Source organism: Muriicola marianensis (genome assembly GCF_014638095.1).
Lineage (GTDB): Bacteria > Bacteroidota > Bacteroidia > Flavobacteriales > Flavobacteriaceae > Muriicola > Muriicola marianensis.
Genome location: NZ_BMFH01000002.1, coordinates 373,573 through 399,224 on the forward strand (window position 1 = coordinate 373,573; position 25,652 = coordinate 399,224).

Consider the following 25,652-nt stretch of genomic DNA (forward strand, 5'->3'; position numbering starts at 1 on the left):
ACACCTTTTTCCGATTAGCGGTTTTGAGGTTCTGTGACGTTCACCGATGAATTTTTACACTTCACCCGGATTCTCGCCAGATACCGAAAAATAAGGGTTTTTTAGCGAACGACACCCCGGCGAAACCCCTGTCATTGCGTTTTATTTATATAAAACGCAAGACATGAAAACGCTCGTAACTTTCCTCTTCTTCTTCCTGATCAGCTTCGCTGCCCAGGCTCAGAATAACACTCCTGAAGTAAAGGTGGAAACTGCAAAAAAAGAAGTGGTTGCTCCTGCTGCTGAGAAGGAAAGCGTTGCCCGTCTGTATCGTTTTAAGAACAGCCGTATCAAAAAAGAGCTTTCTTTTAAGACTTCTAAAAGCATATCTAAACTGGCATAAACCAGTCGTTCAAGAATCGCCTTACGAAAGGATATATTACAAAACAGGGAATTCCATTATTCAAATCAATCCGGCCCCTAGTGAAAGGGAGAGCAGGATAAGCATGATGGCGACGGTGACCTGCAGGAAGCGCAGGGTCACTTTCTTTAACAGCCTGTTCCCTACAAAGGATCCGGCAATACCGGCAAGGGTGGCACAGAGGACCAGTGGCACGTAATCCCCCAGGCCGGCTGTGGCAAAGCGGGTAGCATATACGCTCAAACGTGTAAAATCCACCAGGGTTGAGATTACAACTGCGGTCCCTATAAAGACCTCTTTTGAGAGACCTGCCTTTATCAAAAAGGCGCTCCGGAGTGCCCCCTGGTTACCCGAAAGACCTCCGAAAAAGCCGCTAAGTGCCCCTCCCAGGGGAAGTTTATCCTTCCCGAACTCCAGTTTATTGAACCAGGGCAGCAGGTCCATGGTCGCGAAAATGATCAGGAGGATAGAGATCAGGAATTTTACGGGATATACTTCCAGGTGACTCCCGAAGGCGTCATAGGCGAACAAGGGTTGTACGTCATTGATGTTGAGCAGCAGCCAGGCCCCGAAGAAGGCCGCAATGACAGCCGGGATCCCAAATCGAAGCAGTACCTGTTTGTCTGCATTCCGGCCAACGAGGAAAAGCTTGTAGATGTTGTTGAAGAAGTGCACCACCCCGGTAAGGGCAATGGCCAGTTCTACCGGGAAAAAGATCATAAAAACCGGGGTGAGGATGGTTCCCAGGCCAAATCCTGAAAAAAAGGTAAGGATGGCTACCAGGAAGGCAACAATGGCAATGATGACATATTCCATAGGTAGGGTTAAAAATAGGTGATTTTAGGTTTCTGTAAGAGAATGCCACAAAGTCGGTCATGACTTGGTGGAACACGATGATGGATCAAGTCAGTAAAGGGAATACCTGATCGTAAACCGGGTAAATTATATTATCGTCACATGTATCCCATAATTCATATGGAAAAACGATAGTGTCAGGTAAGCAAAAAAGAGGAAATCCGGAAGTTCTACACCGATTAACGACCCCTTTTTTCGATTAGCGGTTTTGAGGTTCTGTGACGTTCACCGATGAATTTTTACACTTTAGCCGGATTCTCGCCAGATACCGAAAAATAAGGGTTTTTCAGCGAACGACACCCCGGTGAAACCCCTGTCATCGCGTTTTATTTATATAAAACGCAAGACATGAAAACGCTCGTAACTTTCTTCTTCTTTTTCCTGATCAGCTTCGCTGCCCAGGCTCAGAATAACACTGCTGAAGTAAAGGTAGAAACTGCAAAAAAAGAAGTGGTTGTTCCTGCTGCTGAAAAGGAGAGTGTTGCCCGTTTGTACCGTTTTAAGAATAGCCGTATCAAAAAGGAGCTTTCTTTTAAGACTTCTAAAAGTACTTCTAAACTGGCCTAATGTGAATGCGATTTTTACTATCGACCTATAAATCTATACCTATGCTTCTTCCTTTCCTTCTTCTGCTTCTCCTTCTGACGACGCTTCTTCCTCTTCCTCTTTTGAAAGAGAGTGTTGCAGAATATTGATCTTCTTGAGCTTGGCCTTCCAGGTTTTGAGGGATTCCTTCTGGCGGTTGATCTTATCCACCACCTCTTTTACCAATGGGTTGTCTTCTGAGGCGTTAGAGAAGAATTGCAGGTTGTTCTCCAGCTGATTGATCTCGCTCTTCCCTTCATCTATCTTACGTTTGATAAAGGTGCGCTCCTTCCTGAGGGCATAATCGTCCTGTGCAGAGGCCAGTTCTTTGAGTTTATTGCCGTATTTGAGGAGTTCGGCTTCCTTCTGGTCTACTCCCAGTTTTTTAAGGACCCCGTCTACGATCTTGTTGAACTTACCGTTTATGCTTTTTTTATTGTAGGGTACCCTGCCGATCGACCTCCATTCCCCAATCAGGGATTTAATAGTGGCCAGGTCATCTTCCTTGGATTTCCCCGGGCTGAATGCCTGTAGTTTGTCCAAACACGCCTTTTTCTTTTCCAGGTTTTCGAGTTCTTCCCCACTGCCCTTGTTCTTATTCGCATGCAGGCGATCGAAGTAGTGATTGCAAGCTGCTTTGAACTCCTTCCACAGCTTGTCTGAGTATTTTCTCGGGACGTGGCCGATCTTCTTCCAGTCCTGCTGTATCTTTTTCATCTGGGGGGTTACGGAATCCCAGTCTTCGGAATCTTTAAGGGATTCGGCAACTTTCACCAGTTCCCGTTTTTTCTCCAGGTTTACCTGTTGCTCTTTCTTCAGGTTTTTGTAGTATTCGTTCTTTTTGCGGTTAAATGCCCGCACAGCCTCCTTGAATCGGCTCCAGGTGGCTTCATTGTCCTTGAGGGGGACTTTCCCCGCTGAAAAAAAGGCAGACCTCAGGGCTTCCAGTTCCCTGATCTGTTTCTGCAGTCCTTTGTGGTCCGTAGCCACATGCTCGCCAAGGGAAGTAATGGAGGCTATGATCTCGTTCTTTTTCAGCAGGTTCTGCTCGAATTCCTTGTCCAGTTCCTTAAAATGCTCCTGACGCCTCTGGTGCATCGCCTTGGTGGCATTACTGAACCGTTCCCATATGGCTTCCCGGTGTTCCTTGTCGACCGGACCAATTTCCTCTTTCCAGATCTTGTGAAGGGTCTGCAATTCTCTAAAAGCCTTGTTGAGGTCCGGTTCTTCTACCAGGGCTTCTGCACGCTGCACCAATTTTTCCTTTTCCTCCAGGTTGTACTTAAAATCCAGGTCGCGCAATTCCCGGTTCAGATGCAGAAAGTCGTAGAAGATCTCGACGTGGTGATGATAGGTCCGCCAAACATCGTTGTAATTGCTCCTGGGTACGGCACCTGCATTTCTCCACTGCTCCTGCAGGGACTTAAAATTCTTATAGGTGGTGTTGATGTCTTCTTCGACGTTCACGAGGGCTTTGAGTTCCTCTATGATCTGCAATCGCTTTTCCAGGTTGGCCTTCAGGGATTGTTCCAGGTTGCGGTAATATGAATTCCGCTTTTCGCGATAATCGGCATATACCTCATTGAATTGCCGCTTGGCCACGGAATTGTACTTGAAATCGACCTCATTGCCCCCGTGGGCCACGAACTCTTCCTTTTTTTCCTCTAAAAATTCCTGAAACTTAAGATCGAATTCAGATTTGATGGCGTCCACATGGTTCTTGATCGCCTGAACTTTTTCCGTACGAATAAGGCGCTGCAGCTCCCCGACCAGGTTTTCCATAGACATGGCGTGGTAGTCCTGCATAGGGATATGATGTCTGCGGTGATTATCTTCATCCTCAGCATCCTCTGCGTTGGAATCATCGATCTCCTCCTGAACATCTTCCTTATTCTCCGGAGTGGGTTTCTCCTCTGCCTTTTCTTCTGCTTCCTCTGCAACCTCAGAAACTTTCTGCTTTACTTCATCTTCAGAAGCATTTTCTTCGATTTCAGCCGGAGTTTTGTTCTCCGCTTTTGCTTTTGCAGTCTTGGTGGCGGACTTGGCAGTGGGTTTCTTCTTTTTTGATTCTCCGGACGTTTTCTCTGAGGTCGATGTGTCCTCAGTAGCCTCCGGTGTTTCCTTTCCCCCTACATCGGTGTGTAGTTTCTGGTCTTTTTCTTCCAACATGATCGTCTGGATTACGTGCGTACGGGATCTAAATCCCTCTGTAAGATACTAACAACCCTACAGACAACAAAGGTAATCAATCTACTTTTACACGGGGAACGGGCCCTTTGACGTCAGATCAGAAACTTTCCGTTAGGACTCCTGCCATATCTCCCATGCCTTCTGTGCCTGGAACTCCAGCATGGCAAGGCCGTTGCTTGTGGTTGCCCCCCTTTGTTCACCTGCCTTCATAAACGCTGTTTTCTCCGGATTGTATACGAGATCGAACAGCAGGTGGTCTGCAGTGAGGTATTCGTATGGGATTTCCGGTTTCTCTTCTACCCGGGGAAAGGTCCCCAAGGGGGTGCAATTTATGATCAGGGTGTGTGATTTTATCCTCTCTTCAGTGAGATCCTCATACCCCCACTGACCCTCTTCGGGTTGGCGGGAGACGGTGACAAAACGCATCCCCATTTTCTTCAGGCTGTAGGCGATCGCCAGGGATGCTCCTCCCGAACCGAGGATCAGGGCATGAGCGTGATCGCGCTTATTGAGATAGGGCTCCAGTGATTTTTGAAACCCATAGGCATCTGTGTTATACCCTTCGAGTCCGGTTTTGGTAAACTTGATGGTATTGACAGCCCCGATCTCCCTGGCCTCAGGATGTAAACGGTGGAGGTAGGGGATGATCTGTTGCTTGTAGGGGATGGTCACATTGAGTCCGCCCAGATCCTGTTCCTCCTTCAACAAGGTTTCGAGATCCGAGATGTCCGGAAGGTCGAAATTCTCATAGGAGTGCTCGGTAAGCCCCTGTTCCCGGAAGAAGCGGGTAAAATATCCCCTGGAGAAGGAATAAGAAATATTCCTGCCCAAAAGTCCAAACCTATTTTTTTTCCCTGCTTTTTCCATACCATTCCAAACCGATGAGGATCAGGATGCCTAAAACAATGTATGCAATGGCCCACCAGGATTCAGTCAGTGACATGTCCGGGAGGTATCTCTGGTAGTTCCTGATAATCGGGTCGCCATTGCTGTCGAAAAGTACCTGCCCCAGGGCATCTTCAGCAAAGATAGTCCTTTTCCAGGGCCAGACTACCCCGAGGCTGCCTGTGATAAAACCGATGATGGTGGCCGTCGTGATATGCCTGAAATGTTTGAGCACGTATCCCAGCAGGTGGGAAAGGGTGACAAGGCCGGCCGCTGAACCCAGGGTAAAGACGGCGAGGACCTTGAGGGTATCGATGCGTTCCGTATTGGAAGTAAAGCTGAAATCCCCCTGCACCACCTCCGCTATGGTGTCATAGAGCGCATTGACTGAATCGACCAGCAGGAGCACGTAGTTGCCCAACAGTATCAGTATAAAGGAACCGGACAGGCCCGGGAGAGTCATACCCGAGACGCTGATGATCCCGCACAGGAAGATGAACAGGAGATTGTCATTTTCCCTGGCCGGACTCAGGAAACTGATGGAGATCCCGGCTATCAGTCCGAGTACACCCCAGGTGATGGTCTTTCGATTCCAGTGCTCGAAATCCTTGGCGATGAAATAGATAGACCCAATGATCATCCCAAAAAAAGTAGCCCATACATAGAGCTCCTTGGTCTCGAGGAAATAATCCAGGAGTTTTGAGACGCTAAAGTAACTCACCAGCATCCCAAAGATCAGGACAGAGAGAAATGGACCGTTCACATAGCGGTAAAAGCTTTTGAACCTCCCGTTGAACAGGAGTTTAAAAGCCTTGAGGTTGACCTTTTGAAGGGAGTAGATGAATTCTTCGTAAAAACCGGCCACAAAAGCTACAATACCCCCGGAAACCCCGGGCACCTTATTCGCGGTACCCATAGCAAGACCCTTGATAAAAAGGAATACCTTATCCGCAAAGGTTCTGGGTTGATGCATGCCAGTAGGTTTTATTTTCTTGCAGCGAGTTTTTCGAGCATAAAAATAAGTGAAAAACCTGCGATAGCCAGTAGAATTGCCCAGAGAAGTTGCGGGTCTCCCGGATAGGACATAGGGGATACGTTCTCTTCCAGCACAGGGATGATCTTTTCATCGAAGACACGGGTCTCCAGAACCACTTTCCAGGGCCAGATCTTGCTCAGTGATCCTATGATAAAACCCGTCAGCAGGGCCAGGGTGAGGTCTTTGTAATGCTGGAACATCCACTTGAGGAGTCTGGCGAAGGATAACAACCCGAACAAGGCTCCCAGAAAGACAGTGCCCAGGATAAGGAGGTTTCTTTCGTGTACCGCATCCAGTACGGTCTTGTACGATCCGAGAAGCACCAGGATAAAGGCCCCTGAAATTCCCGGCAGGATCATGGCGCAAATGGCCAGTGCCCCGGACAGAAACAGGTAGGGCAGGCTTCCTGTGTTTTCAACCGGCGGGAGCTGGGTGATGTAATAGGCTAAAACGGCACCGAGGAAGAGGGTAAGCAGCGTCGCTGCCCGCCAGGATGAGATCGCACGGGCCACAAAGATCACGCTGGCAACTACCAGTCCGAAAAAAAAGGACCAGAGCAAGATGGGCTCGTTCTCCAGGAGCCAGCTGATAAACCTTGCCAGGGTGATCACACTGAGGGCGATCCCAAGAAACAGCGCCAGGAGGAATTTTCCGTTGACCTGTTTCCAGGCGGCTGAAATGCCTTCCCTGGGAAGGGTTTTGACAACCGCGGTTCCTATCTGGTTGATGGAATAGATCAGTTCCTCATAGATCCCCGAGATAAAAGCGATAGTGCCACCTGAAACACCAGGAACGACGTCTGCCGCGCCCATGGCCATGCCCTTGAGCGTAACCACGAGATATTGTATGAGATTACGGTTCCCCATATTTTGGAAAAGCCAAAAGTACTGCTTTTATTTCGAAGCCTTCTGTACGCTTTCTATAATGTTTCTCGCCCAGACTGAATCGTAAAATGAGGGGAATTCTTCCTTGAAGATATCGACCATCTCTATATCCTTTTTGAGCGCTTTCCTGAACCTGTACTGGGCTTTTACAGGATCGTTGGCCATCAGGTAGAGTCCGGCCATTTTATAGAGGATCACAGCCTCCTCCGGGTAGAATTCAAGACCCTGGAGCAGGATCTGTATTGCAGCTTCAACCTCCTGGTTTTGGGTCACCACCTCGGCCCAGTTGAGCCAGGTGTCCAGTTCGTAGTTTCCGAGGTCCACGGCTTGTTTGAAGGCAAAATCTGCTTCGTCATAATGTTCAAGTGCCGCGTGGATACGTGCACATTTCTTCCAGTACTTCGCATTTTCCCCATCGATATTGATGGCCTTATTGATGTAGTAGAGGGCCCTGTCGTATTTGTGTTTCTTGAAATAGAAATTGGTGATGGCCAGCCAGCCCTTGTCCAGCAGGGGGTCTTCATGTACGGTCTGATAAAAATAGAATTTTGCCAGGTCGTCATTGGCGAGCTTTTCATGACATTTCCCAATCCTTAGGTAGGCGTGGGAGGTAGGATCATCTATGGAGATCGTGGTCTCGTAATTTTCTATGGCCTCGTTGTACCTGCCGAGTTTTTCGAGGACCTTGCCCTTCTCGAAGTAGGCGCCCAGAAAGGTGTCGTCAGAGATGATGGCAAAATCGAAAGCAGCGAGTGCTTCCTCGTATAGCTTAAGAGTAAAGTATTGTTTTCCTAGCTGATGCCAGGCGACCTGGCAATAGGGATTGCGTTCCAGGTATTCGTTGAGGTATGCGATAGCTCCCTCATAGTCCTCCAGGAATTCAAAGCAATAGATCACATTATAGAGGGAGGAATAATCGTGCTCATCAAAGGAGACACATTTCATGAAATTCACCTTGGCCTGTTCATAATCGTCCATGAAGAGGTACTCCATGCCCAACAGGGCGTAGATGTCAAAACTCTCCTCCGTAAGCGAAAGCGCCTTTTTTAGCAGGGCGACTGCCGCTTCGTGATTGTCCTTTTTAGAGTAGATATTGGCCCGCTGAATATAGATTTCCTCGTTGGTCCCATCCAGGAGTTGTAGCCTGTCCAGGATCTTCTCGGCGAGTTCGAGGTTGTTTTCAAAGACCATTACCTCTACATCCAGCAACTTTAGCTCCATAGACTCAGGGTGCTGCTGCAGGCCGATCTTTATGGCCTTTTTTGCCAGAGAGATCTTACCGTTGTTCAGGTAATGATGGATGATGTCTTCGAAGTCTTCGGCATCGAAGAAATAGACATCATCTGTCTTGAGCATGGATTCAAATTTGGTAACGGGCTGGTTCGGTTTCTCGTTAGGATCTAACGCCATAGGAACGTGCTTGGTTATACTATGGACTTAAAAATAGTTTTTATAACCACTTTTATGTCTCTGCGGGGCCTATATTATTAACAAATTAGTTAACAACTCATTCAGTCATACCTTCCAAAACCTCAAGGATTATCGAACATCCCTTTTCGATCTCCGCCTCGGAAATCGTCAGGGGAGGGGTAATCCTGACAGCGTTCTTTTCGAAAAGCAGCCAAAAAAGGACCAGTCCTTTTCGGGCGCACGAAAGTACTAATTCATTTGCGATTTCACTACTCTTCATCATCAGGCACAACATAAGTCCTCTCCCCCTGATCTCTTTAATCAAAGGGTGTTTCAGGCGCTTTCGGAAATACGCCTCTTTCTCGAGAGTTGCCTGTATAAGTCGGGATGAGGTAAGCTCCCGAAGTGTTGCCAGGGCAGCGGCAGCGATAACGGGATTGCCTCCGAAAGTAGTGATGTGGCCGAGCATGGGTTTCTCCCTCAGGGTGGCCATCATTTCCCTGGAAGCGGTAAAGGCCCCTATGGGAAGTCCCGATGCCATACCTTTGCCCATGACCAGAATATCAGGTTCGATCCCAAAGTGTTCAAAGGCAAACAAAGCGCCCGTCCTACCAAATCCGGGCTGAATCTCATCCAGGATAAGGAGTGCACCTACCTCATCACACCTGTCCCTGACAGCTTTTAAGTAGCCGTTTTTCGGTTGTATAAAACCTGCGCCTCCCTGTATGGTCTCCAGGATCACAGCAGCTGTGCCGGAGGTGATCCGGTCCAGATCTTCCTTTTTATTGAACTCAATATGCCTGATATCTGGTAACAAGGGTCTGAAAGGGGCTTTACGCTCTTCGTAGTCCATGAGGCTAAGGCTGCCCATTGTATTGCCGTGGTAGGCATTCCTGGCTGCGATGATCTCACTCCTTCCCGTCACGCGTCTGGCTAACTTCAGGGCCCCTTCTATGGCCTCCGTACCCGAATTCACGAGATATGTGGTCTCCAAAGGGGGAGGTAGCAGTGAAGCCAGTTCCCTGCTGTATTCCACAGCCGGGGCCTGTACGTATTCTCCATACACCATCACGTGCATATAGGTCCGCGCCTGCTCTTCCACGGCGCTGACCACAGCAGGATGGCAATGACCCAGGCTACAGGCTGATACGCCCGCCACAAAATCGAGATGGGCATTTCCGTCTGTATCGTAGATATAGCTGCCCTCTGCCCGGGAGATCTCAAGAGCGAGCGGGTGGGGAGTGGTCTGGGCCTGGTATTGAAAGAAATCCTTTTTCATGACTGATCAGTTCCCGACTACCCTTAAGATCCAAATCTCGTCCGTATATCTTCCATAATAGTTGGAATCCCTGGCCCTGACAGCTTCTGAAAGCGAATCATAGCGTTCCAGGTAGACATAGGTAAACTGTTTGCCTTCCCTGAAGAATGTCCTGGGTTCGATACCCCTGTCTGAAAGCATCCTCGAAAACCTGGAGAAGTTCTCCTCTTCTTCAAAAACGTTGACGATAAGGTAGTACCCGGGCATGATCCCGGGTTCTGCCCTGATCTCTGTGACACGTTCCGGTTTTACCTCCTTTTCCGAAGGGATTTTCTTTTCGGGAATTGAAACGATCGTTGTGTCAGAGGAATTGACGTAATCCCTTGCCTTTTTCTCCAGCTCGGAGATCTGAGGATCGGCATCTGTGTCTATGGGATTGTCAAGGCCCCGGATCTTTGGTAACACCAGATTGTTGTCGTCCTCATCAAAGATGTCTTCCTTGCTCCGGATACGTTCATCGCCCCTCCAAATAAATCCCTTTAATTTTCTGCTGTTCTCGGGCAGGTCGGCCTCCGGGAAGATATCCCCGTCGGGGTTGGTAAAAAAGGTGATGTCCTCAATGTCACTGTTCTCAAAGGTGAGACGGATGGAACTACAGATCGTCTTGTTGATCCCGATGAGCTCCTGGTCGTCATTGTACATATAATAGATCACCTCTGTGTTCTTGACCAGGTCGGCAATTTTGAGTTCGTTCTCTATGAATTTCCCGAAGAGGTCCTTGCCCTTGGCCTGGTTGAAGCCCACTTTGCCAATGGTATCCTGTGAGATCACGAAGGCGTTGTTCAGCACTTTTAGGGAATCGAGTTTTTCCGTCTCCATGTCCGAGATCAGCAGGATGCTGTCTCCCGTCATCTGGTTCTCGAGGTTCCACAGCACAGGCTTTCGGATCAACCGTGTGATACCTGTTTTCTCCTCAAAGTGAAGGGAATCGCATTTCCCGCTCAGGTCGGTCTTGTAGAACTTGGTATTCCTGAACGCCCGTAGGATTCGCTCTTCGGGTTTTCCGGTGATCATCAGGGTATCACCGTGAATGTAGAGTGAATCCTGTTCTACCAGGCTCACGGAGACGGCACGTTTTGTTGCAAAGACCGAATCTTTTGCCTTGTAGACCTCTGCGTAATGCGCCCTTATCACCCCGTTGTTGATCGTATCGGTGACCTTGATATTGTTGGTGGCCGAGGCAAATTCCCGGGCTTTGTTGAAATACACACTGTCTCCCTCGATGATACGGTTGTTGTAGTTGATCTTCGTGTTCTTGATCCCGTACCCGGTCTCCACCTTCGTATCGTAAAACCCCCTCTCGAAATAGAGTTTATAGGTCTCTCCTGTGATGGTCGAAGGCCCGTACATATAAGCATTTTTGGATAGGGTATAATAATCAAGTTGACTCGATTCTACGGTGTATTCCGGGTTTCTGATCTTCACGTTTTGCAGGAACTGGTATTTTTTTGGCTCCATAAAATATCGACCAATCCTGCTGGTCAGTGTATTAGCGGAGTCGACGATGGTCCCCTGACTCCGGTAATAGGCTTCCTGGTTTTCCCTGTCGAAGAACAGAGTATCTGTCCTCAGGGTCATGTCGGCATTCTTCAGCATTACTTTTTCCCAGGCCTTGGCCAGTTTCTCGTTGCCGTCGTAATCGATCTTGCCGCTGGTCATCAATATAGAATCACCTTGTACAAGCCTGATATTTCCGATGGCTCTCAGTTTGTTCTCCTTCTGATAAAAGATGGCGATATCACACCAGAGATCGGCCCCCTGGTGCTCGAACTGCACCTGCCGGTCGTCCTTGCTGAAGATGGATGCCCCGGGATATCTGGCTTCGTCCTTGGTGAAGTTGGCCCCGTAGACAATGTTGATCTGTCGTTGCTGGGGTTCCGGATCCTGGGCAAGGGTCCAATGTAAGGAGATGCAAAGAAGGATTATGCAGAGGATTCCTTTCAAACGCTTTCTTTTAACCAAAAATAGGATTTTTTGAAGCAGCCGGATTTTCTTTAGTACAGTTTTAATACTTCCCCTTTCCCGGGCGATCAGGATACTGCCAGTTCCCTGTGAATGGTCTGGGTTCGGTCTGGCCCTACGGAGACGATCTGGATGGGAACTTCCAGGGATTCTTCCAGGAATTCGATATAGGTGATCAGATTCTGAGGAAGCTGTTCTTCAGAGTTCATCCTGGTCAGGTCCTGTTTCCAGCCTTTGAATTCGGCATACACAGGGGTCACTTCCGAGGCCTCTATGTTGAAGGGCAGGTGGTGGATCTTTTTCCCCTGGTAGTGGTAGGCCGTACATACTTTGATGGTTTCAAATCCGCTGAGCACGTCAGACTTCATCATCATCAGGTGGGTAACCCCATTGATCTGAACGGCGTACCTAAGCGCAACCAGGTCTAACCACCCACAGCGCCTCGGCCTTCCGGTAGTGGCACCAAACTCATTGCCGACCCTCCCCATGGTCTTGCCGTCCTCGTCAAAAAGTTCGGTAGGGAATGGTCCGCTGCCCACACGGGTGGTGTAGGCCTTGAAAATGCCGAAGACCTTGTTGATCCTGTTCGGTGCGATCCCCAGTCCGGTACACGCCCCAGCTGCCGTAGTGTTGGACGAGGTCACGTAAGGATATGTCCCGAAATCGATATCCAGGAGGGAGCCCTGTGCCCCTTCCGCAAGAATTGACTTCCCGGCTTTCTGAGCCTGGAAAAGGTATTCTTCACTGTCGATAAAGGTGAGTTTCTTCAGGACTTCCACGGCCGAAAAGAACTCGGCTTCCAGTTCCTGCAGATTGTATTGTATGTCTACATCGTAGAAGTGGATCATCGCTTCGTGCTTGTCTGCCAAAGCCCGGTATCTGTCCTTCCAGTTGCTGAGTTCCAGGTCGCCCACTCTCAGCCCGTTCCTCCCGGTCTTATCCATATAGGTGGGGCCAATGCCCTTCAAAGTGGAACCGATTTTAGCCTTGCCTTTGGCAGTTTCTGAAGCGGCATCCAGCAACCTGTGAGTCGGGAGAATAAGATGGGCTTTGCGGGAGATGAGCAGGCGCGACTTTATGTCGATCTCGAACTTGTCCAGGGCGGCCAGTTCCTTCCGGAATATCACGGGGTCTATGACCACGCCGTTTCCCACCACATTGACCGCCTCATCGTGGAAAATGCCCGACGGGATGGTGTGCAGTACGTGTTTGTGACCGTCGAACTCGAGGGTGTGACCCGCATTGGGCCCTCCCTGGAATCTGGCTATGATATCGTAATTTTTCGTCAGGACGTCTACGATCTTCCCTTTTCCTTCGTCTCCCCATTGAAGACCGAGTAGCAAATCTACCGCCATTTATTAAGTCTAATTATTTCGCCTCTTCGGGCTGGTTCCTTGTGCCGTAAAAGTAAAGCGAATGATTGTTAATCTTGATATCGAATACCTCTTCTATGGTTTTTTTGATCGACTGGATACGCGGGTCGCAGAATTCGACCACTTCTCCCGTATCGGTCAGGATGACGTGGTCATGTTGCCTGTCAAAATAGGATTTTTCATACTGGGCCTGATTCTTCCCGAACTGGTGCTTGCGCACAAGTTTACATTCAAGCAGCAGCTCAATAGTGTTGTAGAGGGTGGCCCGGCTAACCCGGTAGTTCTTGTTCTTCATCTTGATATAGAGCGACTCGATATCAAAATGGTTGTCCGTATCGTAAATCTCCTGAAGAATGGCATATCGCTCCGGGGTCTTCCTGTGATTATTCTCTTCCAGAAAGGCCGTGAATACGTTTTTTACGATTTCCTGATCCTTATTTCCCATAGAATTTGGTTCGGCTGCATTCCAGTGCAAAGGTAAAGCTAAAAAAATTAAAAAACGGCCCATTTACGGGCCCAAAACACCCCTTATCAGGTCAGGTTCTGGTCACTTTATCGATCCCCTTTACAGCTTTCAGATTATCGATCAATTTTTTCAAGATGCCCTTATTTTTGACCACAACGGTGATCCTGCCGGAAAAGGTTCCTCCATCGGTGTCAAAATTCAGATTCTTCATATTTACGTGCATGTGATCCGAGATGATCTCTGTGATCTCATTGATCAGACCGAGGTTGTCGAGGCCTGTTAGCTTGATCTCGGCCGTAAACTCTTCCTGAGTAGAATCGATCCACTTCGCACTGATGATCCGGTATGCGTAATTGGATTGCAGCTGTATGGCATTCGGGCAGTTCTTCTTATGCACCTTTATCCCGTCATTCACACTGATAAACCCAAAAACCTCGTCTCCCGGAATAGGGTTGCAACATTGTGAGAGCTTGTACTCCAGTTTTTCTTCCTCTTTTCCAAAAACGAGCATGTCGTATTTGGAAGTGATCTCGTCCTTGTCCACATCCTCCGGAACCGGTTTTTTCCGCATTCGGTTCTTGAAGAAACTGATGAAAGCGTTGTTGTAGGAGGAGGCAAAGTCCTTGATCATCTGGTTGTCGATGGAACCTATCCCCACCCTGTAGAAAAGGTCTAGACTCGTTTTGAGTTTGAAAAAGACCACCATTTTGTTGATGGAATCCTCATTCAGGGTTACCTTCTGGGATTTCAACTTCCTCCTCAGGATCTCCTTGCCTTCTTCGGCTACCGCTTTCTTTTCGTCCCTCAGGGAGGCCTTGATCTTAGACCTTGCCCTGGCCGTTGTTGCATAGTCGAGCCAGTTCTGGTTGGGTTTTGCGCTGTCTGAAGTAATGACCTCTACCTGGTCCCCGCTTTTCAGGGAAGTACTCAGGGGAACGAGCTTTCCATTGACACGGGCTCCCCTGGTGCGCATCCCTACTTCAGTGTGGATGTTAAAGGCAAAGTCGATAGGAGTGGCCCCTTTTGGCAGGGAGATCAGCTCTCCCTTGGGCGTAAAGACAAAGATCTCCTTCGAATACAGGTTGAGTTTAAATTCTTCCACGAAGTCTACGGCACTCCCGTTTGAATTCTCCAGAGCCTCCTGCAGCCGGTTCAGCCATTCCTCAATACCCTGTTCCTTCTGGTCGCCGTGTTTGTACTTAAAATGGGCGGCATAGCCTTTCTCAGCGATCTCGTGCATACGCTCACTGCGGATCTGTACCTCCACCCATTTCCCCTGGGGCCCCATCACCGTGATGTGCAGGGCTTCGTACCCGGTTGATTTAGGGGAGGAGATCCAATCCCTCAATCGGGTTGGATTGGGCGTAAAATGGTCCGTGACGATGGAATAGATCTTCCAGGCTAGAAATTTCTCATTCTTCCGGTCTGATTTGTAGATGATACGGATCGCAAATTTATCGTAGATCTCCTCGTAGGATACGTTCTGGGTGTTCATCTTCCGGCGGATGGAAAAGATGGATTTCATCCGGCCTTTGATGGAGTATTTGAGTTTCTCCTTGTCCAGGGATGCCTTGATAATATTGGAAAAGTCGTCTATATACTTTTGCTGCTCTTCCTTGGTCTCCTCTATCTTGTTCTGTATGTCCTGGTAAACTTCTGGTTCTGTGTATTTTAAACTGAGGTCTTCCAGTTCCGTTTTGATGTTGTACAGCCCTATCCTATGGGCCAGAGGGGCATAGATATACAGGGTTTCCGAAGCGAGTTTCACCTGCTTGTCCTCCGGCATGGATTCCATGGTGAGCATGTTGTGGTACCGGTCGGCTATCTTGATGATGATCACCCTTACATCGTCGTGCAGGGTCAGCAGCATCTTCCGGAAATTCTCCGCCTGCTGGGAGATGTTTGTGTCTTTTTTGAGGTGGGCGATCTTGGTCAGTCCGTCTACGATCCTGGCCACCGTCTCCCCGAAGAGTCGTTCGATATCGTCCAGGGTGTATTCTGTATCCTCCACCACATCGTGGAGCAGGGCAGAGGCAATGGACACGGCATCCAGACCGATCTCGGAGGCCACGATCTTGGCAACCGCTATGGGATGGAAAATATAGGCTTCTCCCGATTTCCGTCGCTGATTCTTATGGGCATCCACGGCCACATCAAATGCAGATCGGATCAGTTTTTTGTCCTGGGGCGTAAGGGTCTGGTAACTGATGCGCAGCAATTCCTTGTACTGCTTGGCAATTTCCCGGTTTTCCCTGTCTACTACAGTTTCACTCCTCATATCTTAAAATTACACAATCTTTTGGAGTAATCAACAAAAATCATGCCTGCAGCCTGCGGACACGGGCGATGAGTGGCGGGTGGGAGTAGTGCATGAATACATAAGCCGGGTGGGGGGTGAGGTTACTCAGGCTGTTCCTCGAAAGTTTTTTCAGGGAATGGATAAGAGGTCGACTTCCAAAGGTCTCTCTCGCATACCGATCGGCCTGATACTCGAACTGCCTTGACATGTAGTTCATGGCCAGGCCGGTCAGCTGTGAAACCGGACTGTACAGTAGTCCAAAACCGATGAGTGCGGCGTGGAAACTCGGTTGTTCAACCCCAATGGCCATAGACACCTCAGGATTGTTGATAAAAAGGGAAAGAAGGAAAAGGGTGAATCCCGTAAGGGCGGTAGAGACCAGCAGGTTGGAGATGATATGGCGTCTCTTGTAATGCCCTACTTCGTGGGCGAGGACGGCGACGATCTCATCTTCCTCCAGGTCCTGGATCAGAGTGTCGTACAGGGTAACTCGTTTTTGCCTCCCAAACCCTGAAAAATAGGCATTGGCTTTGGTAGATCTCTTGGAACCGTCTATCACAAAGATCTTCTCCAGTTCAAATCCCACCTTCCCGGCATAATCCTGTATACTCTGTTTCAGGCTGCCTTCCTCCAGGGGTTCCTGCTTGTTAAACAGGGGCACTATGAGTTTGCTGTAAAACAGGTTCAAAAAAACTGAGAACACGGCGATCAGCCCCCAGGCATACAACCAGAAATTACTGCCGGTCCTCTGGAAAAAGAGAATGACCAGCGACAGGACACCACCTCCCAGAATGCCCAATAACAGCCATCCTTTGATCTTATCTGTTATAAACAGCCTGAGGTTACTTTTGTTGAAGCCAAACCGTTCTTCGATCACAAAAGTCCTGTAATATGCAAAAGGGGTCATCAGCAGGTCGCTTCCGAGCATAATGATCCCAAAGAATAACAGGGCCATGCCGATTGGATTATCCGTAACCTGCCGGACGAGTTGGTCGACCCATTGAAATCCTCCCAGGCTCAGAAAGACTATTATAAGGATGATAGAGAAGGTGGAAGAGACCAGTCCGAAGGAATAATTGGCTTTTTTATAAGCCTGAGACCGGGTGTACTCCTCAGGGTCATATACATCTGACAATTCTTCGGGTACGGGATCTCCAAATCGCCTTGAATTGAGGTAATCCATCAGGGTATCTACCAGAAACTCGACGACCAGGATGGCAATGATGAGGTAAAAAAGGGTAATACTGTTCATATAAAGGGATGGATAGGCACTTATCCGACAGAGGAGAGACGCTGCCTTTTGGCCTCAAAGATAAGGATTGCTGCCGAGACGGAGACGTTCATGGAGTCTATCTCCCCCTCCATGGGAATGACCACCCTTTCCTCTGCCTGGTTTGTCCAGATCTCTGATAGTCCGGTGGATTCGGTCCCTACAGCAATGGCACAGCCTCCCGTGTAATCCACAGAGGTGTAGGGGATGGCCCTGGTAAGGGTAGCGGAATAGACCTTTATGCCCCGTCGCCTGAGAAAAGCCAGTACCTCCTTTGAGGAAGCTGTGGCTACTGGGACTGTAAAAAGACACCCCACGCTGGAGCGTACCGTGTTTGGGTTATAGAGGTCCCCTTTTGGGTCGGCAATTATGACGGCATCCAGCTTGGCTGCATCGGCCGTTCTTAGCAGCGCACCGAGATTTCCGGGTTTCTCAACCGCCTCTGCGATCAAAATGAGCGGATCTTCCGGCAGTTCCAGAGAATTGAGACTGTGGTCCTTGGTCCTGGCAATGGCAAGGACACCTTCGGTCTTTTCTCTGTAGGCCAGTTTTTGGTAAACATCTTTGCTGAGTTCAATGAGTTCAGCTTGTTCAGCCCGGCCTGTCAGGAATTTTTTAGCTTCCTCAAGAGGAAAGAATTCCGGATAGATCAGGATGGTCTCGATCCGGTACCCCCCCTTGAGCGCCATTGACAGTTCCCTTTGACCTTCCAGTACAAAAAGTCCGGTCTTGCCGCGTTCCCTGTTCTTATGCTTGAGTTGGGTAACCTGGCGTACCAGAGGATTCTGTAGACTGCTTATCTTTTTAGGAGGTTGCATGGGGTTAAAAATACAGGAAACTGTAAATTTAAGAACGCATTCCCGACAAATAAAAAAATCGTTTTACCATGTACAAGACAATATTCTGGATTTTGGGCTTTCTTCTTATCAATTGTAAGCAGGCCCCGAAAGAAGAGACTTCCATTGTAGAGAAAACCTCTGATGAGGTCAAAGTCGAAACAGCACGCTACCCAAAAGCCTTAGACGGGGTATTCCAGGCGCACGGGGGGCTAGATCTCTGGAAAAGGCAGAGGTACCTGAGCTATGAGATCCCTAAAAATTCCGGAATCGAAAAACACCACATAGATCTCTATTCCAGGAAGGATCTTATTGAAACCGATACCTACAGCATGGGTTATGACGGGAAAGAGGTCTGGCTCCGGGATCCGGATGGCGCCTACAAAGGAGATCCGGTCTTTTATCACAACCTCATGTTCTATTTCTACGCCATGCCCTTTGTCCTGGCCGACCCGGGAATAGAGTACTTTGAGACCGAACCTTTAACCTTTAACGGAAAATCCTATCCCGGAATCGGTATCAGATACGAGGATGAGGTCGGCACCTCTCCTGAGGACGAATATTTTCTTTATTACGACCCGGATTCCAATAGTATGTCTTGGTTGGGCTATACGGTGACTTACCGGACAGGAAAACCGTCGGATGATGTGCATTTTATTCGGTATGACGACTGGATATCCGTATCCGGACTCCGCTTACCCGGTTCAATGACCTGGTACGAGGTGGAGGATGGATGGCCCAGTGTGGCAAGAAATACAGTGGAATTTCAACAGGTTGTCCTGAGTGGGACTCAGGAAGATCCTTCCATGTTCGCCATGCCTGAAGGGGCTGTGATCAGGAAGCCCGTGCAGCCTGAAAATTAAGAAAGGGGCCGAAGCCCCTTTTTTAGTTTAGTCCGCGTTATACTTACCCATATACCGCTTCCAAAGCTCTGTCTGATGCGTTTCCAGGGAGATCTCTCGCCCGTCTATAAAAGCGTGGGTGAGTTGGTTCCCCCTCATGTCGAGTGCATCCCCTTCGGAAATGAAGAAGGTGGCACTTTTGCCTGTGGCAAGGGTGCCGTAGCTGTCATCGATCCCCAGGATCTTTGCGCTGTTGCCGCTGATCAGCTGCAGGGCCACTTCCTTGTCCAGTCCCTGTCCTACCACCTGCCCGGCATAGAAGGGCAGGTTTCGGGTCTGGAAGTTGGAGGCCTCCGCATTTTGCAGGGCCACCAGCAAACCAGCGTCTACCAGCATTTTTGGAAGTTTAAAGGTAAAATCGTAATCATCGTCATCAAATTCCGGCAGGGTGTGAGTAAAGTTCACGAGGACCGGTATATTGTGCTTCTTGAGTAGATCTGTTACCCTGTGGGCGTGATACCCTCCTACAAGGACCATTTTATCTATTCCTGTTTCCTTCAGTGAAGTGATGGCGTCTACGATCTGTTTCTCATCCTGTGCATACACATAGAGGCGCTTAGATCCGTTGAACAGCCCCTGAGAAGCTTCAAAGGCCGGATTCACAGGCGCACCCTGGCCGTTGCCGTAGACCCTGGCATTCTTCAGGAAGGACAGGACTTCCTCTACCTGTTCCTGATAATCCTTATTGGGCTGATATCCGCGGTCCTCACCAAGCCACCAGCGACCCCGCCTGAAGGTGTTTGGCCAGTTTAGGTGGATACCGTCATCCACTTTAACGGCTGCGTCTTCCCAGTTCCAGGCATCGAATTGTACGATGGAAGATGTACCTGAGATCCTGCCACCCTGGGGGGTGATCTGGCCTATAAGGACACCGTTTGGCCTCATGCTCTCCACCACCTTGGATTCCGCGTTGTAGGCAATAAGGCTTCTCACGTGGGGTATCAGGCTGCCGATCTCATCCTGGTCATCACTGGCCCTTACTGCATTGATCTCAATAAGACCAAGCGACTTTCCAGGGGCGATGAAACCCGGATACACATGTTTTCCGGTAGCGTTGATCACCCTGCCCTGCGGACTCACCCCTGCGCCAAGGGCCGATATTTTTCCATTCTCGAAAACGAGGGTACAGTTCTCGATAACCGTGCCGTCACCGATATGGGCAGTGGCACCGGTCACCGATATGACCTCAGACTGGGCTGGAGCCGGGGTCTGTTGTCCCGAAGTATTCTGATAGAACCCTATAAAAAGGGCTAGTGCGATATATTTCAAATTTTTCATGGTGTTCCTGTTATAAACTGTCACAATTGAATCTTTCCTTTTTGCGCTGTACGGGACGTTGTGTTTTGCTGCCTCCGTTCTTCTCGTCTATCATCATTTTAACCAACTGGCTGCGTTCTTTTTTGATCGCCTCCCTCAGGGCTTTATCCTCTTCCAGGTCGAAGTACGTGACCCCCTGTATAAGGGTCTTTTCAGCCTTGGCGTAGACAGACATGGGATGAGCATTCCACAGCACCAGATCTGCTTCCTTACCTACTTTAATGCTTCCTACGCGGTCATCGATATGCAGGAGCTTGGCGGGGTTGAGGGTCACGGTCTTCCAGGCTTCTTCTTCAGACATACCACCGTATTTGATGGTCTTTCCGGCTTCCTGGTTGAGTCGCCTCGACATTTCCGCATCGTCACTGTTGATCGCCACGGTTACCCCCTCACTGGCCATGATAGCTGCGTTGTAGGGGATGGCGTCATTCACTTCGAACTTATAGGCCCACCAGTCACTGAAGGTGGATCCTCCCACCCCGTGCTCGGCCATCTTATCGGCCACCTTGTACCCTTCGAGGATATGCGTAAAGGTATTGACCCGAAAACCGAATTTCTCGGCCACCTTCATCAGCATATTGATCTCGCTCTGCACATAGGAGTGGCAGCTGATAAAACGTTCCCCGTTGAGGATTTCGGCCAGCACCTCCATTTCTTCGTCATACCGGTAGGGTTTGCCGCTTTTTTTCAGGGCGTCGTATTCTTTAGCCCGCTGAAAGTAGTTCACAAAGACCTGCTCAACCCCCATCCGCGTCTGCGGAAAACGTGAATTGCTGCTCCAGTTACTCTGCTTGACATTCTCCCCAAGGGCGAACTTGATGAACTTGGGTGAATTCTCAAAGATGAGCTTATCGGCAGATTCTCCCCATTTAAGTCGAAGGATGGCAGACCTTCCACCAATGGGATTTGCAGAACCATGGAGGAGTTGTACGGTAGTCACACCTCCTGCCAGATTGCGGTAAAGGTCCATATCCTTAGGGTCGACCACATCGGTCATCTTTACCTCAGCCGAAGAATTCTGACCGGCCTCATTGATGGCGAGTCCCGCTATGTGGCTGTGCTCGTCAATGATCCCCGCCGTTAGGTGTTTTCCGGTGGCATCGATCACTTTCGCACTCCCCGGACTCAGGTTTTGCCCGATCCTCGCGATCTTGCCATTCCGTACAAGCACATCAGTATTCTGAAGGATTCCCTCGGATTCTCCGGTCCAAACAGTCGCATTCCGGAACAGGATGTCTTCCGCGGTCTTCCTCTGGGCATACCCATAGCCCACATTGGGGAATTTGACAGGCATGACCACCGGAGGCCCGGCCACTTCTTCTTTCTTCTCAGAGGATTTCTCTTCCGGCCCTGCTTTTTTAGCAGCCGAAAAGGTAGAATCTCCACCGTTGGGCAACAAAACCCTACCACTTAAATTGTCCTCCCCTGGCGTAATCCTGGCCGTCATCCTGTAGACCTCTTCATCGGGTGTGGTAAGGGTAAGGGTGACCCAGTCGCCGTCGTACTTGAATTTTGATTCTATTTTTACCGTATCCTGTTTGATCTCGGCCTTGGGTTTTGAAGGTTCTCCGCTGATGGCGAGTTCATAGGTCTCTCCGCTCACCCTCAGGTCGTATGTCCCCCGAATGTCTTTCTGATCCATGGGGTTTACGATGTGCTTTTGTCCCTGGACCCAGTTCTCGTAAAGGGTAGTCTCCTTGTCGAACACATTCCCTGAGGTGATCAGGAAGTTGGCATAGCGACCGGCCTGAAGGGAGCCGATAAGATCAGACTTGCCTAGGATGGAGGCAGGTACGGTGGTAAGAGCCTCCAGGGCTTTGGTTTCAGATAGTCCGTAGGTGATCGCCTTCGCGAGCTTGTCTTTGAGTTCAGAGGGGCTTTTCAGATCATGGAGGGTGATGCTGAACGCCACCCCATTTTCTGCCAGTACCTTGGGATTGGAAGGTGCCTGGTTCCAGTATCTCATATCCTTAAGCGCCACATAGTCGGCCTGGAAGGGATCCGAAACATCATAGGCATCCGGGAAGTTCAGCGGGATGATCAGTTTGGCATTGGTGGCTTTGATCTCGTCAATCATTTCAAACTCGTTACCGCCACCGAGGATGGCGTATTGAACGCCAAAAGCATCCCCGATCTTATCTGCACGCAGTACATGCCCCGCATCTCCGGCCGCAAAGATCTGCATCATACCCCTGTTTTCTATCAGGGCCTCAAGGGAACGGTCTTTGGTAGCTACCATCCCTTTCTGGTACCAGGAGGCATCATTGTACATCTGCCTGAGCAGGGCCATAGCTCCCATTAGGGAAGTGGGATAAGACTGGTTCTTTATGATACTGCGATCAAAGGAAAAGTACTGAGCTGAGTTGTCATCCACGATTCGTTCGGCGTCATTTCCTTCGGCCCTCAATGCGATCAGGACCCCGCTTCCTCGGGCGATCCCATCCTGAATGTGGGAGTTGACAACCCCAAAACCTGCCTCACGCAGGGCTTTGGCGTCCTTGTCATTATAGGTAAAGGAATTGATCGCATCCGCCTCCGGCATGATGTGGTCATTCCAGTAAAATCCCTCCCTGGAGGGATCGTACTGTGCGGATCTTCCACCTCCGGATGGCCGCTTGGGCTGCTCCACCCCGAATGTAGAATACACATCGATGAAAGAGGGATAAATGTACTTGCCTTTCAGGTCGATCCTTACCGAATTAGCAGGGATATTTACATTGGTGCCTACAGATACCACTTTTCCATTTCGGATCAACAGAGTGCCGTCTTCGATGACCTGTGAGGGACTCACGTAGATTCGGGCATGAGTCAGAGCCGTGTAATTGTTATTCTCGGCCTTTACCCCGTCATTCTTGGGGAAATAGTCCTGAGAAAACAGGGTACATGTACTGAGCCAGGCAAAGGCCAGTACAAAATACTTCATTTTCATATGTGCCTGGATTTTTAGTTAACGGCTAAAATTAAACGAACTGTGAAAAAATGAGACCGCGTTACATTTTTTTTAACAAAAAACAGGGAGAATCCGGGGCAGATCAGGACTATAAAGGCGATTCTTCGTGGTAAGCGACAAGGAGGGCCACCACCAGGTTGTAACTCCGGATGCCCGCAGCCTGGTTGTTGGCTTTGAGGAAGGCATTAAATGTCAATTTAAAGATCGGCTCCAGGGGGTTTTCATAGGCTTTCCAGAAGGCGCTAAGCTCCTCGTAATCCTTTTTTATCCCGGGATTTACTCGGGAGTAGGCCTCTTCAAACAATTCTTCATCCAGAGCGCGAAGTTCAGACAGGCAATAACCCAATGCATAGGAAAGTGCCGAATATCTCAGGCGTGGATCTCCCTGGTTAAGGGCCGCCAGATAACCGATAAAATTAGCTTCGTTCTCGGCTGCATAACCCAGCTGATGGGCGATCTCGTGGCAGCTGACCACAGGGAATCTCGACATGGGTATCTTCTGATTCACCTGAGCCTCAAGGGTAAAGGGGTTGAGATATCCCCCGTAGCCCATGTAGGTCAGCGCCAGGCTGTAAAGTGAACCCTTTACACTGGGGTTGCTGTATTCGAATTCTGGGAATTCCGTCGGTAAAGGACGGTAATCAGACGAGACCATTTCAAAGATCTCCTGTCTTTTGAAAGGGACGACTACCTGTATACTGTCTGCTTCAGAAAGTTTGGCCTGCAGTTCGTTGGTCTTTTCGGTAAGGACAGCCGTAAAGGCAGTGAGTTCTTCCGTGGTATATGAATTGCGCAAGCCAAGGGTTTTGGAGAGCGGCTGCCGGTAATAATTCAAACCCCAAAGCAGGTGGAAGGAAAAGTAGGCAATGGAAAATACCACCAACAAATCCCTGAGGAAGGAAAGCGGTTTTGTGCGTATCTCCAACCAGTGCAGGTACAGATACCTCCCCGTAACCAAAAGAAGCAATGTGTAGAGGATATCTCCCAGAGAAAAAGGGATCCATCCATACAGCCACCTCAAAACTGCAGAGATGTAGGGATAGATACCAAGGCTGTAATAATTCTCAATGACCTCCGGGTATCTCGTAATCCAGCTGACCAGCAGGATCTGGACGGGCAGGGAGAGGACAATGGCATTCTTCAACCGATAATTCATGGGCGTAAATTTACCCATTTTTAGAAGCGGGATTCATGCTAGCATTGTATTTTTGAGCCTCAAAACGAAAATTTTATGGACATCCACTCCTTACAACCCACCTCCGTCTGGAAGTACTTCGCACAACTCAATGCTGTACCCAGGCCATCTAAGAAAGAAGAACGGGTCATCGCTTTTATGCTCGATTTCGGGAGGTCGCTGAATCTGGAGACCTTTAAGGATGGCGTGGGTAATGTTATCATCCGGAAACCGGCCACAAAAGGCATGGAGAATCGTAAGACTGTCGTACTCCAGTCCCACCTGGACATGGTCCACCAGAAGAATAATACGACCGACTTTAATTTTGAGGAGCAGGGGATAGAGATGTATGTCGATGGAGACTGGGTCAGGGCAAGGGGAACAACCCTGGGAGCAGACAACGGCATGGGGGTGGCAGCCATCATGGCTATCCTGGGTAGCGACGACATTCCTCATCCACCCCTGGAAGCTTTATTCACCATAGACGAGGAGACGGGAATGACAGGGGCCAAAGGCCTGGAGAGCGACGTTCTGAAGGGCAGTATCCTTTTGAATCTGGATACGGAAGAGGACGATGAGATTGATATCGGCTGTGCCGGCGGTATCGATGTGACGGCCACCGGAACGTATCCTCAGAGAGAAGTCCCAAAAGGTGCCAAGACCTATCACCTTGAGGTCAAAGGTCTGCAGGGTGGTCATAGCGGGATGGACATTCACCGTGGTCTGGGTAATGCCAACAAGATCATGAACCGCCTCCTGTTTGCCGGCTCTAAAGCGGGAGATCTTTTCCTGATCGGAATCGATGGGGGTGGCTTACGCAATGCGATTCCGAGGGAGAGCAATGCGTATTTTGCCCTGTCGAATGGACAGAAAGAGGTGTTCAAGGCGATAAATGAGCTGATCGGGGAGATACAGAAAGAACTGGCCCCCACCGAGCCCGATCTTCAGATCAGCATCAAAGAAAAGTCACAAAGCGGGATGATGATGGGGGCGGAGGACCGAGATAGACTGTTGCAGGCCGTATACGGGGTGCACAACGGGGTGTTTGCCATGAGCAGGGCTATAGACGGACTCGTGGAAACTTCTAACAACCTGGCACGGGTGGAGGTTCTGGATGGCAGGATAAAAATTGCCTGCCTTACCCGCTCCTCTGTGGAATCGGCCAAGATGGACCTGGCTAACGGACTCGCTTCTGTCTTCGAACTCGCCGGATATCAGGTAACCCTTAGCGGGGATTATCCGGGATGGACCCCGGATCCGGACTCGGAAATTCTGAAAGTACTCACTGAACAGTACAAACTGCTATTTGCCGAAGAACCCAGAGTGGTTTCCTGCCATGCCGGACTCGAATGCGGGATCCTGGGCAGCCATTATCCGGAAATGGATATGATCAGTTTCGGGCCCAATATCAAAGGAGCGCATTCTCCTGATGAACGGGTACAGATCTCCTCGGTTCAGAAATTCTGGACCTTTCTCCAGAAGGTTTTGCTGGAAACTCCCAGGGTATAATAAAAAAACCCCCGCAATCGCGGGGGCTATT

At 49.4% G+C, this 25,652-nt stretch carries 19 protein-coding genes and 1 pseudogene; 4 read left to right on the plus strand and 16 right to left on the minus strand.

The window, feature by feature from the left end; genetic code table 11:
* The first annotated feature begins 163 nt into the window (after window positions 1-163).
* A complete protein-coding gene (locus IEV19_RS12635; protein ID WP_188371094.1) occupies window positions 164-382 on the plus strand; it encodes a hypothetical protein in 219 nt (72 codons plus the stop codon).
* Between the two features lie 60 nt (window positions 383-442).
* Here the strand turns inward: IEV19_RS12635 and IEV19_RS12640 are convergent, their stop codons facing one another.
* Window positions 443-1,216 carry a sulfite exporter TauE/SafE family protein gene (locus IEV19_RS12640; protein WP_188371095.1) on the minus strand — a complete coding sequence of 258 codons (774 nt, stop codon included), beginning with the start codon at window positions 1,214-1,216 and terminating at the stop codon, window positions 443-445.
* Between the two features lie 387 nt (window positions 1,217-1,603).
* On the opposite strand from IEV19_RS12640, the gene IEV19_RS12645 reads away from it, so the two are divergent.
* Window positions 1,604-1,822, plus strand: coding sequence for a hypothetical protein (locus IEV19_RS12645; protein WP_188371096.1), 219 nt, complete (start codon window positions 1,604-1,606; stop codon window positions 1,820-1,822).
* Between the two features lie 39 nt (window positions 1,823-1,861).
* Here IEV19_RS12645 and IEV19_RS12650 read toward each other — a convergent pair whose 3' ends face one another.
* The 12 genes and pseudogenes from IEV19_RS12650 to IEV19_RS12705 form a co-directional block, all read right to left on the minus strand.
* Window positions 1,862-4,009 carry a DUF349 domain-containing protein gene (locus tag IEV19_RS12650; protein ID WP_188371097.1) on the minus strand — a complete coding sequence of 716 codons (2,148 nt, stop codon included), beginning with the start codon at window positions 4,007-4,009 and terminating at the stop codon, window positions 1,862-1,864.
* 132 nt (window positions 4,010-4,141) lie between these two features.
* On the minus strand, window positions 4,142-4,897 hold the full coding sequence (locus IEV19_RS12655) for a shikimate dehydrogenase family protein (protein ID WP_188371098.1): 756 nt from the start codon (window positions 4,895-4,897) through the stop codon (window positions 4,142-4,144).
* Window positions 4,872-5,888 carry a DUF368 domain-containing protein gene (locus IEV19_RS12660; RefSeq protein ID WP_188371099.1) on the minus strand — a complete coding sequence of 339 codons (1,017 nt, stop codon included), beginning with the start codon at window positions 5,886-5,888 and terminating at the stop codon, window positions 4,872-4,874. The genes IEV19_RS12655 and IEV19_RS12660 overlap by 26 nt, the downstream gene beginning before the upstream one ends.
* Before the next feature lie 11 nt (window positions 5,889-5,899).
* The gene (locus IEV19_RS12665) at window positions 5,900-6,817 is read right to left on the minus strand and encodes a polyprenyl-phosphate transporter (protein ID WP_188371100.1); all 918 of its coding nucleotides are present in this window, start codon (window positions 6,815-6,817) and stop codon (window positions 5,900-5,902) included.
* A 27-nt stretch (window positions 6,818-6,844) separates the two neighbouring features.
* The gene (locus IEV19_RS12670) at window positions 6,845-8,245 is read right to left on the minus strand and encodes a tetratricopeptide repeat protein (RefSeq protein WP_188371101.1); all 1,401 of its coding nucleotides are present in this window, start codon (window positions 8,243-8,245) and stop codon (window positions 6,845-6,847) included.
* A gap of 97 nt (window positions 8,246-8,342) precedes the next feature.
* On the minus strand, window positions 8,343-9,524 hold the full coding sequence (locus IEV19_RS12675; RefSeq protein ID WP_188371102.1) for an aspartate aminotransferase family protein: 1,182 nt from the start codon (window positions 9,522-9,524) through the stop codon (window positions 8,343-8,345).
* Between the two features lie 387 nt (window positions 9,525-9,911).
* Window positions 9,912-11,486, minus strand: a pseudogene (locus IEV19_RS12680) (OstA-like protein); the annotation flags it as partial.
* 107 nt (window positions 11,487-11,593) lie between these two features.
* The gene (locus IEV19_RS12685) at window positions 11,594-12,880 is read right to left on the minus strand and encodes an adenylosuccinate synthase (RefSeq protein WP_188371103.1); all 1,287 of its coding nucleotides are present in this window, start codon (window positions 12,878-12,880) and stop codon (window positions 11,594-11,596) included.
* A gap of 13 nt (window positions 12,881-12,893) precedes the next feature.
* Entirely contained in the window at window positions 12,894-13,343 is a 450-nt protein-coding gene (locus tag IEV19_RS12690; protein WP_188371104.1) for a Fur family transcriptional regulator, read from the minus strand.
* A 91-nt stretch (window positions 13,344-13,434) separates the two neighbouring features.
* Window positions 13,435-15,642, minus strand: a complete 2,208-nt coding sequence (locus IEV19_RS12695) for a RelA/SpoT family protein (protein ID WP_188371105.1) — start codon at window positions 15,640-15,642, stop codon at window positions 13,435-13,437.
* Between the two features lie 40 nt (window positions 15,643-15,682).
* Window positions 15,683-16,915 carry a M48 family metallopeptidase gene (locus IEV19_RS12700; RefSeq protein ID WP_188371106.1) on the minus strand — a complete coding sequence of 411 codons (1,233 nt, stop codon included), beginning with the start codon at window positions 16,913-16,915 and terminating at the stop codon, window positions 15,683-15,685.
* A 20-nt stretch (window positions 16,916-16,935) separates the two neighbouring features.
* On the minus strand, window positions 16,936-17,751 hold the full coding sequence (locus IEV19_RS12705) for a TrmH family RNA methyltransferase (protein ID WP_188371107.1): 816 nt from the start codon (window positions 17,749-17,751) through the stop codon (window positions 16,936-16,938).
* 68 nt (window positions 17,752-17,819) lie between these two features.
* Between IEV19_RS12705 and IEV19_RS12710 the strand changes: the two genes are divergently transcribed.
* Window positions 17,820-18,632 (plus strand): DUF6503 family protein, encoded by an 813-nt coding sequence (locus IEV19_RS12710; RefSeq protein WP_188371108.1) that lies wholly within the window; start codon window positions 17,820-17,822, stop codon window positions 18,630-18,632.
* Between the two features lie 27 nt (window positions 18,633-18,659).
* Here the strand turns inward: IEV19_RS12710 and IEV19_RS12715 are convergent, their stop codons facing one another.
* From IEV19_RS12715 to IEV19_RS12725, 3 genes are all read right to left on the minus strand, one after another.
* Window positions 18,660-19,949 (minus strand): amidohydrolase family protein, encoded by a 1,290-nt coding sequence (locus tag IEV19_RS12715; RefSeq protein ID WP_188371109.1) that lies wholly within the window; start codon window positions 19,947-19,949, stop codon window positions 18,660-18,662.
* 10 nt (window positions 19,950-19,959) lie between these two features.
* Window positions 19,960-22,917, minus strand: coding sequence for an amidohydrolase family protein (locus IEV19_RS12720; protein ID WP_188371110.1), 2,958 nt, complete (start codon window positions 22,915-22,917; stop codon window positions 19,960-19,962).
* Between the two features lie 109 nt (window positions 22,918-23,026).
* Window positions 23,027-24,094 carry a DUF3810 domain-containing protein gene (locus IEV19_RS12725; RefSeq protein ID WP_188371111.1) on the minus strand — a complete coding sequence of 356 codons (1,068 nt, stop codon included), beginning with the start codon at window positions 24,092-24,094 and terminating at the stop codon, window positions 23,027-23,029.
* Between the two features lie 75 nt (window positions 24,095-24,169).
* Here IEV19_RS12725 and IEV19_RS12730 point away from each other — a divergent pair, with 75 nt between their 5' ends.
* Window positions 24,170-25,621 (plus strand): aminoacyl-histidine dipeptidase, encoded by a 1,452-nt coding sequence (locus IEV19_RS12730; protein WP_188371112.1) that lies wholly within the window; start codon window positions 24,170-24,172, stop codon window positions 25,619-25,621.
* Window positions 25,622-25,652: the final 31 nt, after the last annotated feature.

Coding starts and splice junctions, on each gene's coding strand:
- IEV19_RS12665 (WP_188371100.1), bottom strand. CDS start 6,817: ATGGGGAACCGTAATCTCATACAATATCTCGTGGTTACGCTCAAGGGC.
- IEV19_RS12655 (WP_188371098.1), bottom strand. CDS start 4,897: ATGGAAAAAGCAGGGAAAAAAAATAGGTTTGGACTTTTGGGCAGGAAT.
- IEV19_RS12670 (WP_188371101.1), bottom strand. CDS start 8,245: ATGGCGTTAGATCCTAACGAGAAACCGAACCAGCCCGTTACCAAATTT.
- IEV19_RS12700 (WP_188371106.1), bottom strand. CDS start 16,915: ATGAACAGTATTACCCTTTTTTACCTCATCATTGCCATCCTGGTCGTC.
- IEV19_RS12690 (WP_188371104.1), bottom strand. CDS start 13,343: ATGGGAAATAAGGATCAGGAAATCGTAAAAAACGTATTCACGGCCTTT.
- IEV19_RS12640 (WP_188371095.1), bottom strand. CDS start 1,216: ATGGAATATGTCATCATTGCCATTGTTGCCTTCCTGGTAGCCATCCTT.
- IEV19_RS12730 (WP_188371112.1), top strand. CDS start 24,170: ATGGACATCCACTCCTTACAACCCACCTCCGTCTGGAAGTACTTCGCA.
- IEV19_RS12695 (WP_188371105.1), bottom strand. CDS start 15,642: ATGAGGAGTGAAACTGTAGTAGACAGGGAAAACCGGGAAATTGCCAAG.
- IEV19_RS12675 (WP_188371102.1), bottom strand. CDS start 9,524: ATGAAAAAGGATTTCTTTCAATACCAGGCCCAGACCACTCCCCACCCG.
- IEV19_RS12645 (WP_188371096.1), top strand. CDS start 1,604: ATGAAAACGCTCGTAACTTTCTTCTTCTTTTTCCTGATCAGCTTCGCT.
- IEV19_RS12720 (WP_188371110.1), bottom strand. CDS start 22,917: ATGAAAATGAAGTATTTTGTACTGGCCTTTGCCTGGCTCAGTACATGT.
- IEV19_RS12660 (WP_188371099.1), bottom strand. CDS start 5,888: ATGCATCAACCCAGAACCTTTGCGGATAAGGTATTCCTTTTTATCAAG.
- IEV19_RS12705 (WP_188371107.1), bottom strand. CDS start 17,751: ATGCAACCTCCTAAAAAGATAAGCAGTCTACAGAATCCTCTGGTACGC.
- IEV19_RS12710 (WP_188371108.1), top strand. CDS start 17,820: ATGTACAAGACAATATTCTGGATTTTGGGCTTTCTTCTTATCAATTGT.
- IEV19_RS12685 (WP_188371103.1), bottom strand. CDS start 12,880: ATGGCGGTAGATTTGCTACTCGGTCTTCAATGGGGAGACGAAGGAAAA.
- IEV19_RS12635 (WP_188371094.1), top strand. CDS start 164: ATGAAAACGCTCGTAACTTTCCTCTTCTTCTTCCTGATCAGCTTCGCT.
- IEV19_RS12715 (WP_188371109.1), bottom strand. CDS start 19,949: ATGAAAAATTTGAAATATATCGCACTAGCCCTTTTTATAGGGTTCTAT.
- IEV19_RS12650 (WP_188371097.1), bottom strand. CDS start 4,009: ATGTTGGAAGAAAAAGACCAGAAACTACACACCGATGTAGGGGGAAAG.
- IEV19_RS12725 (WP_188371111.1), bottom strand. CDS start 24,094: ATGAATTATCGGTTGAAGAATGCCATTGTCCTCTCCCTGCCCGTCCAG.